The sequence below is a fragment of the Pedobacter sp. GR22-6 genome, assembly GCF_037402555.1.
Classification (GTDB): Bacteria; Bacteroidota; Bacteroidia; order Sphingobacteriales; family Sphingobacteriaceae; genus Pedobacter.
Genome location: NZ_JBBEUC010000005.1, coordinates 1 through 13,401 on the forward strand (window position 1 = coordinate 1; position 13,401 = coordinate 13,401).

The window sequence follows — 13,401 nt, forward strand, 5'->3', positions numbered from 1 at the left end:
TGTTTCTTTCAGTTTATCCTGGTCTTTCTCGTCCAGGCTCAGTCTCTAAAACCTATTGTTTCAATCTTTTTTCTTCGTTTCTCTTCCTCCGAAGCGGGATGCAAAAGTAGGAAAAATATCTGCTCGCACAAATACAAAACACCTTTTAATTGAAAAAATACCGTAACATGCTATTTATCAGTAAGAAAAAATTACAATGCGGATCCAAAAAATACATATTAGAAATGTATGGCCAAAATTGGATAGGAAATCAGCCTGTATTAAACAACGCTAAAGGTTTGCAAACTGACATAAAGATAGCTATACATGTCTTGGATGGGTCCAGGCCCAATCAAGGCCCTACCAAGGCTTAACCAAAGCTCTTGCAAGCCTCTACTAAATCCAAACATAACATTAACACACTTTCATACTATATACAAAAGAAACAATACTTATGTAAAAGCAGGCTCATTCACACTTTCTTCACACCTGCTTCACAAATAGCCCACAAAAAGGTACCTGTTTGTGAAGGAATCGTGACTCAGGTGTGTTTTTTGTGAGAAGCAGTTACCTCGCAATCTGCCGACAGACATAAAGGGATCTCCTCAATGGAAACAAATAAGTCATAATCTAACCGTTAAATAGTTTATTTCTTTTTATCTTCTTGCCTTGCCTGATCCGAATAGCATGAAAAACACTGGGAATATCATTTTCCCACTGTGATAGGAGCAACAAAATGGCCATGATTTCCATCCGGGTGACCATGCCTACATAGAAGCAAGTCATAAATAACCAGGATGAATCACAACTGGAAATGATTTGTATGAGCGTAGCGAGGATGAGCAGCGTCCAAAACTTGGAAGATACCGCATGTGTTGCCACTTCTTTTTTGAATTTGATGTAACTCACACCATACGTCATGGCTTCTGCTGCTAGCAACAAGAATAATAGGATGGCATGCTCCTTAAAAAATGTGCTGCAAATGAGATAGGCAGCGACTAAGGCGGAAATCCAGAAAACCTGGTCTACAATCGAATCCAATCGACGCAGTTTCACCGTCGAAATCTTTAGGCTTCTTGCAATGATGCCGTCAAATACATCTGTCAGCAGACCCGTAACTAAAAGCACATTGATCAAGAGGCGGTAATGAGCAGGCTGCTGGATCGCCAGCAATATAATAAGCGCAGCAAATACCAGCCTGCTGTAGATGAGCGCAATGGGAATCTGTTTTTTCATTCTCCCCTAAAGCTAAGAGAAAAAAGTATTTAAACGAAAAACCCCATAACAGGCATCCAATTTGCCTTGTTATGGGGTTCATACTTTACAGGTTAAACCTATTTGGTCAATGCGGCCAGCTTAACGCTATCTACCTGTGGCGCTTTATTATTCTTCAGGCATACGAAATCTACCAGTTTCACATTCTTCATATTGCTGGCCAACATGGTGTGTTCTTGTGCTACACCGCTCATTTTCAAAGTCGCATTGTCTTTAATTACGGTATACAAACTTCCTGCAAGTGCATTCACTTTGGCCTTGGCATTCTGGTTCAAAAATACCTGCAGGTATTTTACATCAAAATTGTTGCTGGTGAGCACCACAGCCTGGCCATAGGCTTCAATCCGTTGCAAGTCTTTGACCGTGATGTTTATGGTTACCTGAATAGAGGAAGTAGAGTTGATATACAAGGTCTGACCTTTGCTTTGTACGGATGTGTTGGTTTGATCATAGGATTCTGTTCCATTGATACTTTCTGTGCTTCCCTGAGTCAGTACGAGCTTCACATTTCCACTTACCCAGATTTTATTGATTCCCTGGATGGGAGTTGTAGTCAATGACCTTGATTTTATAAATTCCGCTGCTGTGCCTGTAAATGCAGATGAGGTTAATACTAGTGCTGTTAATAAAGTGGCGAATGATGTTTTGATAAAAGTTTTCATAATATTTTTAATTAAGGTTTTTCTTATTGTTTGTTATTAAGACGGCCTTAAGTGGCAAACGTTTCAGTCAATTTGCCTGTATTATACCAGTCAAAGGGAAGCCACGACCAACGCCCCAAATTTTTCGACGAACGGGATGTAATATTTTTTTCATCGACGAAATCAGGACGCCATGGATAAAATGATAAAAAAAGAGTGCTCAGACAATGAAAAAAAGCAAATTAAGCGATGCAAGGGAGGCTCTTTATTTCATAAAAGCCTGCAAATTCTCCTTAATTGTCTAGAATCTCCGTTACAAGGCGGCGGATTCACTAAAATACAGCTAGAGATAAAAAAATATTATTCCTAAGTTTACATTAATAAAACACACACAATAAACCAAAACAATGAAACACAAATCTATGTATGCCTTGTTCAGGACCGTCGTGATCCTGTGCTTACCTTTTGTATTCATGGCGGGTACGATCGACCGGTCTCCTGGCAAACCAAAATGGGAGCAACTCTTCAATGGCAAGGATCTGAAGGACTGGCAAGTCAAAATCAGAAAACACGATCTGAATGATAATTATGGCAATACTTTTCGTGTAAAGGACGGACAAATACAGGTGCGGTATGACCAATACAGTGAATTTGGCGATCAATATGGGCATTTGTTCTTTAAGAAGCCGTATTCATACTATCTTATTGCAGCAGAATACCGTTTCGTTGGCGAACAGGTAAAAGGTGGCGCGGGCTGGGCCTACCGCAACAGTGGAATCATGATCCACGGACAAGACCCGACAACGATGAAAAAAGATCAGGATTTCCCCAACTCGATTGAGGTCCAGCTTTTGGGTGGTGCCGGTAATGGGGATCGTCCTACCGCCAACCTGTGTACTCCGGGCACGCAATTCGTACTGGATAACAAGGTCATCCAGACGCACTGCATCGAGTCGAGGTCAAAAACCTTTAATGGTGAGCAATGGGTTCGCGTTGAAGTGTTGGTGCTGGGAAGTTCCGAGATTGTTCATTACGTGAACGGCGAAGAAGTTTTGCGCTACCAAAGGCCACAGAAAGATCCTGTAGGCGGAGCCAAAGAAGGCGAACTGATAACTGGTGGCAGCATCTCATTGCAAAGTGAAAGTCATCCTGTCGATTTCAGAAAAGTTGAGATCATCAACCTGGAAAAATATGCAAAGGACCCAAAACAGCTTCAGGCGGTTGTTCAGCAACTGATGGCTGAGAAAAGAATAGCGAAACATTAACATTACAGCACATATCACATGATCAAATTATCAATAACACTGATATCTTCAATTATCATTGTTTTAGGATTAAATAATTTTTTTGGTACCCCAAAAAGTACCATTCCTGCTCCTGATGACCTGGTCATCACTACATTTTCGGGCCCTGAAGTAACACCAAGTCCGGCCTGCCTCGCAGTAGCCGCCAGCGGTGAAGTATTTGTAGGCGTAGACATGATCGGCTCTCTGGGTAAAGATCCAGGCAAAGGCCGCATTTTGAAACTGGTAGACAAGGATAATGATGGAAAAATGGATGAACACATCGAGTTTGCCTTGGTTGATAACCCACGTGGCATCATTGCTTCCGGCGATCAGGTATTCGTTCTGCACACCACCTTCTCCAAAGAAAGCGGTAAAGCAACAGGAATGGACCTGGTGGTTTTCGAAGATAAAAACAAAGATGGCAAAGCCGATGGCCCTGCGAAACCATTAATTGAACACATCAGCAATGCTAAATATATCCAGGAACGCGGAACAGATCATGCAACGAACGGCATTAGATTGGGTATCGACGGATGGATCTACATTTCGGTAGGTGATTTTGGCTTCCATGATGCCGTAGACCGCAGCGGTAAAAAGCTGACCATGCTGGGTGGAGGTGTACTTCGCGTGCGTCCGAATGGAACAGAGATGGAAGTTTATACACATGGAACCCGTAACGTTTATGATGTGGCCATCGACCCTTATATGAATGTGTTTACACGTGAGAACACGAATGATGGCGGTGGATGGAACGTGCGTTTCTCTCATCACATTCAATCGGGAGAGTATGGCTACCCTGTGCTGTTCCAGCATTTTACAGATGAGATCATACCTGCCCTGGTGGATCTGGGTGGAGGTTCAGGAACGGGAGCCTTGTATATGGATGAAGACAGCTGGCCTGAAAAATACAACAAAGTGCCGATGATGGCCGACTGGGGAAGAAGCATGCTGTACATCCATAGGGTCAGCACAGATGGACCAACCTTTACTCAAAAGGAAGAAGAATTCATTAAATTACCACAAATTACCGATCTGGATGTAGATGGATCGGGCAGGTTGTACCTATCGGCCTGGGATGGCGCAGGCTATTCCGGAAGTGCAGGTAAAGGGTATGTAGCACGTGTGGTACCGACAAACTGGAAATACAAAGCTTTCCCGAATGTGACCACGTTATCTGTAGCACAGCTTACCAGCATGCTGAACACAGGAAGTGCTGTTGCCCGACTGAGTGCTTCACAGGAATTGCTTAACCGTCCTGCAGCGCAGGTGACGGCGACTACTTTGAAGATGGCAAACGATAAAAAATTGCCACTTTATGCACGCGTAGCAGCAATGTACACTTATGCTCAGGTGGCAGGTGCGGATGGTATTGCATCATTAGTGGCACTGTCACAGGAAGAGGCGATGAAAGAATTTGCCCTTCGTGCGCTGACGGACCGTAAAGATTATCTGCAAAACGTACCAACTGAGCCATTTTTAAAAGGGCTCACTGATGCTTCTGTGCGCGTACAGGCCGCATCCATCATCGGATTGGGACGTTTAGGTCGTCAAGATGCAGCGGCAGCTTTGCTAAAAACCAAAGTTCCTGCTTCATTTGTAGAACCTGCAAAAGGAGTAGAAGGTCCGCATGCTACGCCAAATTCGGCCATTATATTGCCACACCTGGCGGTACAGGCATTGGTGAACCTGAAAGCTGTAGATGCCTGCGTTGCAGCCATTGGCACAGAAAACTCCAGTCTCGCATTATGGGCATTGCGCTACATGCACAATCAAAAAGCCGTAGATGGACTGATCTATGTACACGAGCAATCTGGTGATGCACAACTAAAAAAACAGATCCTGATCACATTGGCGCGTCTGTATAAAAAAGAAGATACCTATGATGCATCGTGGTGGTGGGGAACGCGACCAGATTCCCATGGTCCATATTATAAAGCTGTCACCTGGTCGGCCTCGCCATTGATTGAAACTTTCCTTAAAGCACAGTGGTCAAAAGCCGATGTTGCAGGCAAGCAGTTCTTTGTAGACCTGGATGCGCGCCACCGTATGGAAATCCCCGCATTTGGTGTAGAAGAAAAAATTGCAGCGGTTGAAGAACCAAAGATCGATTTGGAAAAGATCAAAAACCAAAAAGGTCAGGTCGGTAAAGCTTCTATTGAAGATGTGCTGATTGCCATCAACAAACTGGAAGGTGATCCTGTAAAAGGTAAAGCGCTATTTACCCGTCAGGGTTGTGTGGCTTGCCATAGTCTGAGCAGGAGCGAAAAAATGAACGGACCTTTCATGGGACAGATTGGTTCGATCATGAACAGGGAACAGATTGCAGAATCCATCCTGAAACCAGATGCTTCCATTTCTCAGGGCTTTAGCACCGTATTGATCGAAGCAAAAGGCGACAATACCTATATGGGCTTCGTAACCGAAGAAACTGCAGCGAAGGTCGTAATGCGGAATACTGCCGGTGAAGTTTTCACCATTAAGAAAAGCGATATTTTGGAACGTAAGGAAATGCCGAATTCCATGATGCCGGCAGGACTGGCCAATTCATTGTCTTACGAAGAACTGGCTTCGTTGGTGACATTCCTTTCCCAACAGAAGAAATAAGGCAATACAAATAGCCTGCTAATTTTTACCGTCATCTCGACGATAGGGAAGATCTCTTGAACTATACTAAGCAAGAGGTTTCTCCTTTCGTCGAGATGACGCATTTTAGGGGTATCCTCCACCTCAAACAGCACTTTAATTTTCAGACCGCATTCAGTCTGTCCATTTAAAGCCTGACAAGGCTATTTATTTTTCCAAATAGCATTCTTTATAATTAGTCTAAATAGTATATTTGCGAGGTAAATTATTAGGTTTGCCAGAAAAGACCAACATATCCAGCACCGCATTGCGTATCGATAGGAATACTTTCGAGACGGTGTACAATATGTATTGGGAGAAAGTCTATGCGGTTTGTTACAACAACATTCGGGAAATAGAGCCTGCCCGTGAGATGGTACAGGATATTTTCAAGTCCTTATGGGAAAGAAGGGAAGAACTGGAACTGGAAAATGTGAACAATTACCTGATCCGTTCGGCGAAGTTCAAGACCTTTGAATACATCAGGAATAAAGTCAGCCAACAGAAACACATCTGCTTAAAGCATGAAGGTTGCAGTACTTCTTCCAACTGCACAGAAGAGCGGGTGATGTTCAACAACCTGAAAGAAAAAGTAAACCTACTGGTAGATACATTACCTTGCCGTTGCAGAGAAGTCTATAAAATGAGCCGAGAACAAGGATTGAGCAACAAAGAGATCGCCTCTGCTTTGCTCATTACAGAACGCGCCGTCGAATACCACATCACCAAAGCCCTGGGTGTACTCCGTCTCAACCTTTCCAATTATTCCAGTTAAATTTTATTTTAGACTTAGGGTAAAGCGCTTGTCATGCTACTTATATTTTATCTAAGTTTGTATTCCCATTAAGCAGGCTTTAACAGCGCAATGAAGATCAGTAAGGACCTAATAGAAAAATACCACAGGAATGAATGCAGTCCGGAAGAATCCGATGCTGTAGAAGCCTGGCTTTTTTCTAGCGATAGCGATGAAGCCCTGCAACTGCCAATGGAAGAGTCTAAGCCTGCACATAAAGCAGCCATCTGGGAAGAAATTTCATCTATTCTCCCAAACGAAGAGGAGGTTCGAAGCGATGCTGAAACGGGCAGGAAAAGTCTGCTGAAAAATTCCTTTTGGTCCGGCGCAATAGCGGCATCCCTGGTCATCATTTTAATTGCAGTAGCTAGCAATCAACTGCTCAGCAAGAAAGAACCAATCAACCAGTTGGTTTCCATCAACAATACTTCATCTGTAAATGTGCGCCATGTAGAAGATAGTGGTTACAGGCTCTCCGTAGGTACCAATACCTCTGCAAGGATAGATAACCTGACGGGGGTAGTAGACCTGTCTGGCAGCATGCTCATTTGTCCTAAAAAAGACATTACACTGAGCTTTGAAGGTAGCGCCGAGAAGATTACCTTTAAACAAGGTCAGACGTATATTATATTGAAGGGAAAAGACGGTAAGGACCAGATTATCATCATTAGTGAGAAGAACCTGATGGATCTTCCTCCGATGCTTCAAAAGCAAATTATCAATGAATTTAATATCTAAAGGTCTTTTCTATTTACTACTGCTCAACTGCTGTCTGCTGTCCTGTACACAGGCTCCCCTGAACTTTGGGGATAAGCTGCCCGGCAAGTATAGCCTATACATTATGGGACACGATGGCAAGGAATACCTGCTGGAAACCAATAATCTTGACAGCGGGATACTCGTTCCGGAGCAAGAAGGCGCCGAACTGGACATCAGGAAGGTAGACCGCAGTATACTGGTCAAACGCGGTTACTATTATCACCTGGACAGAAAATCAGCAAGTTTTATCAAATACCGGATCGAAGGCCGAAATTTCAGCCCGGTATCGGCCATGCCCCTAGAAAAATTCTCCGTAGAAAACTACCACTGGATTGGGCTGGACACCCTCCTGCTTACGGGACTGGGGACACCTGAGTTTGCCCAGGTCAAATACGTACTGCTAGATACCCGCAGCATGAAACAGCTTGCAGCTGGAGATATGGATATTCCCCGTCCTTCAGGAAGATTTGACAACATGTCGGTAGGCTTTGTCGCACCTCAAAGAAATTCTTTGCTGATTGGCTATACCTACCATCAACAATTGAGCGCTTCTGACTATACCACCAGCGACACTACTTATGTAACAGAACTGAGCTATCCGCAGATGAAGGCTCTGCAAACGCATAAAGATGCCCGCTCCACCTATCCGGGTGGCGTCAACAATATCCAGTCCTCTGCATTTTTTGATGCCGCGCAGAATTATTATTTCATGGATTGTCCCGGAATTGCATTGGGCAACAGCCCTGAACTGCCAACGGCTGTTATGCGGATCAACAAAGGGGCTGTGAGCCCCGACCAGACTTACTTTTTCAATATTTCTGCCGCTTTAGGCAACCATGCTTATGGCATGTGGCCGGTTGGAGAGGGAAAAGCAATTATCCGTACAGAACGCAAAGACTTATTCAAAGGACTTGGTGATCATTACAGCACCGCACATTTTGAATTTTACCTGATTGACGTAGCAGCTGGAAAAGTAATAAAGAAACTCGCCCTTCCGCTCGATAAAGGTACCAGAAGGGAATGCGTTCTGGTTGAAAATAACACCGTCTATATTTCGATCAACTCAGATAAGAAAGGAAACTGCATTTACGTATATGACCTGAAATCAGGCATTTTAAAGAAAGGCCTGGAACTAAAAGGCAGTACAGATTTTATCCTGAGGATAGACAAACTGAATTAATTTCACTTTTTTGTTGAGCTGGCCTTCGGTTAGTTGTGCTTTATGCTACCTACAAGTATAATGTACAATCTAAAAACAATGTCATACGGGAAAACTCTACTCATTATTTTATTCAGCGCCTTTTCTTTTGGCGCATTCGCTCAAAACGCCACGCAACTTTCAGGCTACGTTAAAGAAGGCAATGAAGCCATTACCGGTGCTACTGTGATCTTGAAAGGCACGAAGACCGGAACAGTGACTGATGCCAATGGGCATTACGAACTAAAAGGTATAAAAGCCGGCAGTTATACCCTGGTGATCTCCTACCTGGGTTACATCAGCTCTTCGAGTAGAGTGATCCTAAAAGAAAATGAAAACCTAACGATCAATGTGAGCCTCAGCAAGGACCAGAACCAGCTCCATGATGTCAATATCAGTGGAAAAACGAAAACCCAGGAAGTCAGGGAATCCGGCTTTGCCGTCAATGCCATAGACACAAAAAAATATGCAAATACAACGGCAGACCTAAACCAGATCCTCAACCGAAGCACAGGGGTGAGGATTCGCGAACAAGGCGGACTCGGTTCAGACTTCAAATTCTCCATTAATGGTTTATCTGGCAAACAGGTGAAATTTTTCATTGATGGTATTCCGATGGAAGTAATGGGTAGTGCAATGTCACTGAACAACATCCCGGTGAACCTTGCCGATCGTCTGGAGGTTTACAAAGGCGTAGTGCCGGTACAATTAGGCGCAGACGCGATGGGCGGTGCTGTAAATGTGGTAACCAATCAAGGTGTAAAAAACTATCTGGATCTGAGCCATAGCTATGGATCTTTCAGTACCAACCGTTCTGCCATTACCGGGCAGTTTGTAGAAAAGAAGACCGGGATCATCGTCAAGGCCAGTGGCTTCCTTAATTCTTCCCTCAACAATTACAAAATGAAGAATGTAGATGTTCTGGCCGGAAGTCCTGGAAAAGGTCAGTACATTCCTGAAGAAGAATTGTTTGGTAAAGAATATATAACAGGAGATGTAAAGCGTTTCCACGACAATTACCTTTCTGCCCTCGGTCAGGTGGAAGCGGGTATCATCAATAAAAAATGGGCAGATGTATTGTTCATAGGTGCAGGTTATAACGAAGCCCAGCAAGACCTGCAAACCGGCTTCGATCAGAAGACCGTTTACGGCAAAGTAAAAAGAACCAGTTATGCCAAAAGTGCCACAGTTCGCTACAAGAAAAATAACATTTTTACAGAGGGTTTAAACCTAAGTGCTTTCGCTGCACGCTCTACGGATACCTACCGGACTACAGACACGCTATTTGGTAAATACGACTGGAGCAATTCCTGGTATGATGCCGGATATACAGAGATGGGAAAAGGTATCAAAACGATAGGTGTTATTGAAAGACCAAGGACCTATGCTATGGCCAATATGAGTTATACCATCAACCCTAACCATTCGCTGAATCTAAATTATACCCTGGATCACTTAAAAAATAAAAACTACAATGCGGTTTATGAAGACCGTGACAGCATACCCGGTAAAATTAACAAGCAGATTGTCGGCCTTGCGTACCAGCAGGATCTCCTTGAGGGGAAACTGGTAAATACCTTTTTTGCTAAATATTACAACCTGGGCCTGGATCGTGCGAAATACATCAACCGCATTTACACGGCGCAGGATACTTCATCGAATAACTGGGGTTATGGGGTTGCTTCAAGATATAAACTGAATTCAGGACTAGGGTTTAAAGCTTCTTATGAACACGCCTATCGTCTTCAGGAAGCGGAGGAAGTATTCGGCGACGGATTGAACCTGCAAGGCAATCCTGATCTGAAACCGGAAAGCAGTGACAACATCAACCTGGGCACATTTTATAGTTTCCAGATTGACAAAAACTCCTTCTACATCGAAGCATCAGGGTTTTACCGCAATGCAAAAGATTTCATTTTTCCGGTAGCTGATGTGCGTTCGAATTTATTGAAAAATGAAAACCAGTCAAGCGTACGCATTACAGGTCTGGAATCGGAATTACGTTACAACTACGACAAACTGCTTTCGGTAACACTGAATATGACCTACCAGAATGCCATTAACACGACCAAATCCGGACAAACAGAGTCCTACTATGTAGAGGGTACGTATAACAACAAAATCCCTAATCAGCCATGGCTATTTGGCAATGCGGATATCACTGTCGGAAAAGACAACCTACTTGGAAAAGGCACACGTCTGCAGTTCAACTGGTTTACGCAATACATCAACTGGTTTTACCTGACCTGGGAAAGTAAAGGGAATCCTAATGGGAAATCTGATATCCCAACACAGTTCATACACAATGCGGCACTGAGTTATTCATTAAATAACGGAAAGTACAATGTCTCCGCGGAATGCAGAAACTTAACAGACCACATGGCGTACGATAACTTCAAACTGCAAAAACCTGGCAGGTCATTCTCGGTAAAATTCAGGTACTTCATTCAATAATTCACGAAAAGATTAGATAAAATATATACTGATGAAAAGATCATTTAACACATACACCAGACTATTATTAACTGCTTTAATATTACTCTCTGTCAGTGGCTGTGAAAAAAGAAATGTAGGTAATGTTGAAGTAGGCACTCAATATTCAGCTGTTCTTTGTGTAGGCAGCTGGCCTAACACTGCCTATTACATTTCCAGCATTTCTTCGCTAACAAGTGGCACCATCAGCCTGAAAGGCAATGGTGCAGAGATGACAGGAAAAGTTTATGCCCAGGATGTGATCCAGAAGGATGGTTTTTATTACCATGCCAATGCCGGAAGTGGCAGACTGGGGAAATATCATGTTGAAAACGGCGTATTGCTCATCGACAAAGAGATTCCTTTCTCTTATTTGAACTGGAGTTCTTATACCTGGGTAGACAACAATACGCTTGTGATCTTTGGTGATGGTAAAGGCGAAGCCCGTTATGCGATCATTAAAGTAGATAAGATGACCATCAAAGCAGGGAAATTGAGCCTGAACCCTATCGCTAATGGATTTCAGTCTTACAACATTGGCTTCGCTGAATACAGGTCCAATAAGCTTTTCTTAGGTTACACCTTTACCTCAACCGACTGGACTCAATACCCGAATATGCCGGTTTATGCAAAATCATTTGTTGCGGTAATCGACTACAACACCATGGCCGTAGAGAAATCTCTGGAGGAAACACGCAGTACTGGTCTTGGCGGACCAAACGTATACGCGCCATCTTCATTTGTTGATGAAAACAATGACTTGTATTTCATCAGTGACCCGGTAAACATCTACGATTACAAAAGGCCTTCGGCGATGTACAGGATCAAGAACGGGTCAACAGAAATAGATCCTACCTATTACTTTAATTTTTCGGCAGCATCTAATAATGAAATGGCTCCGGCAATGTGGTACATCGGAAATGGAAAAGCGATCATCAGATCCCGTATCGCCGGAGAGTCCATTGATGCGGACCACTACTTCTGCGTAGTAGATGCCAGAACCGGAACTTTCATCAAAAAGCTGGATCTGCCAGTCGATAAAGGCGAGCGGATGGTCAATGGTGTAATTGTAGAAGATGGCAAGGCCTTTATCGCGGTAAATGCTGCCGATAGAGATTACATCTGGCAATATGACCCTGCTACGGATAAACTAACCAAAGGAGTAGAATTTGTAGGCGGCATAGATTACATCCTGCGGATCGAAAAATTGAAATAATTAATATCCTCCTGAATTTTACATGACTTTCAAAAAAATAAACGCCTGGTTTCACTTATGGTTCGGAATTATTTCCGGAATCGGAGTAGTGATCCTGGGTATTACAGGCTGTATACTTGTGTTTGAGCGGGAGATCAAAACGCTGAGTTCGCCCTGGTTGACAGCCGAAAAAAGTACCGAAGGCAAGATCCTTCCCCCTTCGGTACTTTACCAATCTGTGGAGAAAAGCTTTCCGGGAAGAGAGATAGAGTCGGTCTGGTATTATGGCGAAAACAGGACCGCGCACTTCAGGATTCATGAAATGGACTCTGTGGTGTATGTGAATCCTTATACAGCTGAGGTTGTGGCCGCAGCCCATGAGAATGACATTTTTCAGTTCTTTAAAGACGGGCATTACTATTTCTGGTTTCCTAGAGAGATCGGGCACCAGATCACAGGCTGGACTACTCTGGTCTTTTTCGTCATCACCATCAGCGGACTGATTCTTTGGTGGCCAAAGAAATGGAACAAGAAAGGGAAAGAACAAGCTTTTTCGATCAAATGGAAAGCGAAATTCAAGCGGCTGAATTACGACCTGCACAATGTACTGGGATTTTATTCCTTACTCCTTGCCCTGCTCATTGGCGCAACAGCCCTCATGATGAGCTTTGCCTGGTTCCATAACGGAGTCAACTGGCTGGCTGGCGGAAGTCCGAGGGGACCGCGCATCGAGGCCCTATCTGATACTACAAATATCATCAAAGTCAATTTTCTTCAGCAGATTGACAAGGCCTATCACAAGGGTGTCTACGAACTTGCTGAGCACAATCCACTGGAGATCATCCTCCATTTTCCTGAAAAACCCTCAGAGCCGATCTACGTCTGCACCGACATGTACAGGGGAACCTGGCGTGATGTTTACCTGGATCAATATACCCTCAAAGAACTTCCCGCTTCTGCCAAAAGACTAAGGGACGAAGACCTTGCACAATGGATCAACAGATCTAACTATGGCCTGCACGTGGGCGACTTTGCAGGTGTCTACACTAAAATACCCTATTTCCTGGCTAGTCTGATCTGCGCCAGTCTGCCCATCACCGGATTTTACATCTGGTGGGGTAAAAAGAAAAAAGCCTTCAACAAGAAGAAAAAAGCACTTCCCAAACATCTTACTAATTAAT

At 43.7% G+C, this 13,401-nt stretch carries 10 protein-coding genes; 8 read left to right on the forward strand and 2 right to left on the reverse strand.

Going from position 1 to position 13,401, the window contains the following annotated elements:
* Positions 1-609: 609 nt before the first annotated feature.
* Positions 610-1,215, reverse strand: a complete 606-nt coding sequence (locus WAE59_RS20645; RefSeq protein WP_337857886.1) for a CDP-alcohol phosphatidyltransferase family protein — start codon at positions 1,213-1,215, stop codon at positions 610-612.
* A gap of 98 nt (positions 1,216-1,313) precedes the next feature.
* Positions 1,314-1,916, reverse strand: coding sequence for a GIN domain-containing protein (locus WAE59_RS20650; protein WP_337857887.1), 603 nt, complete (start codon positions 1,914-1,916; stop codon positions 1,314-1,316).
* A 386-nt stretch (positions 1,917-2,302) separates the two neighbouring features.
* Here WAE59_RS20650 and WAE59_RS20655 point away from each other — a divergent pair, with 386 nt between their 5' ends.
* The 8 genes from WAE59_RS20655 to WAE59_RS20690 all read left to right on the forward strand — a co-directional run bounded on the left by WAE59_RS20655 (position 2,303) and on the right by WAE59_RS20690 (position 13,400).
* Complete coding sequence (locus WAE59_RS20655; protein WP_337857888.1) at positions 2,303-3,160, forward strand: 3-keto-disaccharide hydrolase; 858 nt, start codon at positions 2,303-2,305, stop codon at positions 3,158-3,160.
* A gap of 18 nt (positions 3,161-3,178) precedes the next feature.
* Positions 3,179-5,785 (forward strand): DUF7133 domain-containing protein, encoded by a 2,607-nt coding sequence (locus tag WAE59_RS20660; RefSeq protein ID WP_337857889.1) that lies wholly within the window; start codon positions 3,179-3,181, stop codon positions 5,783-5,785.
* A gap of 253 nt (positions 5,786-6,038) precedes the next feature.
* Positions 6,039-6,578 (forward strand): RNA polymerase sigma-70 factor, encoded by a 540-nt coding sequence (locus WAE59_RS20665; RefSeq protein WP_337857890.1) that lies wholly within the window; start codon positions 6,039-6,041, stop codon positions 6,576-6,578.
* Between the two features lie 90 nt (positions 6,579-6,668).
* Entirely contained in the window at positions 6,669-7,334 is a 666-nt protein-coding gene (locus WAE59_RS20670; RefSeq protein ID WP_337857891.1) for a hypothetical protein, read from the forward strand.
* Positions 7,318-8,535: a hypothetical protein gene (locus WAE59_RS20675; RefSeq protein WP_337857892.1), complete on the forward strand. Its 1,218-nt coding sequence runs from the start codon at positions 7,318-7,320 to the stop codon at positions 8,533-8,535. Before WAE59_RS20670 ends, WAE59_RS20675 begins: the two co-directional genes overlap by 17 nt.
* A gap of 78 nt (positions 8,536-8,613) precedes the next feature.
* Positions 8,614-11,007, forward strand: a complete 2,394-nt coding sequence (locus WAE59_RS20680) for a TonB-dependent receptor (RefSeq protein ID WP_337857893.1) — start codon at positions 8,614-8,616, stop codon at positions 11,005-11,007.
* A 31-nt stretch (positions 11,008-11,038) separates the two neighbouring features.
* The gene (locus tag WAE59_RS20685) at positions 11,039-12,241 is read left to right on the forward strand and encodes a DUF4374 domain-containing protein (RefSeq protein WP_337857894.1); all 1,203 of its coding nucleotides are present in this window, start codon (positions 11,039-11,041) and stop codon (positions 12,239-12,241) included.
* Positions 12,242-12,263: 22 nt separating this feature from the next.
* On the forward strand, positions 12,264-13,400 hold the full coding sequence (locus tag WAE59_RS20690) for a PepSY-associated TM helix domain-containing protein (RefSeq protein ID WP_337857895.1): 1,137 nt from the start codon (positions 12,264-12,266) through the stop codon (positions 13,398-13,400).
* The last annotated feature ends 1 nt before the right edge of the window (position 13,401 follow it).

Excerpts from the sequence above, each read along its gene's own strand:
- WAE59_RS20645 (WP_337857886.1), bottom strand. The coding sequence starts at position 1,215 with ATGAAAAAACAGATTCCCATTGCGCTCATCTACAGCAGGCTGGTATTT.
- WAE59_RS20650 (WP_337857887.1), bottom strand. The coding sequence starts at position 1,916 with ATGAAAACTTTTATCAAAACATCATTCGCCACTTTATTAACAGCACTA.
- WAE59_RS20655 (WP_337857888.1), top strand. The coding sequence starts at position 2,303 with ATGAAACACAAATCTATGTATGCCTTGTTCAGGACCGTCGTGATCCTG.
- WAE59_RS20660 (WP_337857889.1), top strand. The coding sequence starts at position 3,179 with ATGATCAAATTATCAATAACACTGATATCTTCAATTATCATTGTTTTA.
- WAE59_RS20670 (WP_337857891.1), top strand. The coding sequence starts at position 6,669 with ATGAAGATCAGTAAGGACCTAATAGAAAAATACCACAGGAATGAATGC.
- WAE59_RS20675 (WP_337857892.1), top strand. The coding sequence starts at position 7,318 with ATGAATTTAATATCTAAAGGTCTTTTCTATTTACTACTGCTCAACTGC.
- WAE59_RS20680 (WP_337857893.1), top strand. The coding sequence starts at position 8,614 with ATGTCATACGGGAAAACTCTACTCATTATTTTATTCAGCGCCTTTTCT.
- WAE59_RS20685 (WP_337857894.1), top strand. The coding sequence starts at position 11,039 with ATGAAAAGATCATTTAACACATACACCAGACTATTATTAACTGCTTTA.
- WAE59_RS20690 (WP_337857895.1), top strand. The coding sequence starts at position 12,264 with ATGACTTTCAAAAAAATAAACGCCTGGTTTCACTTATGGTTCGGAATT.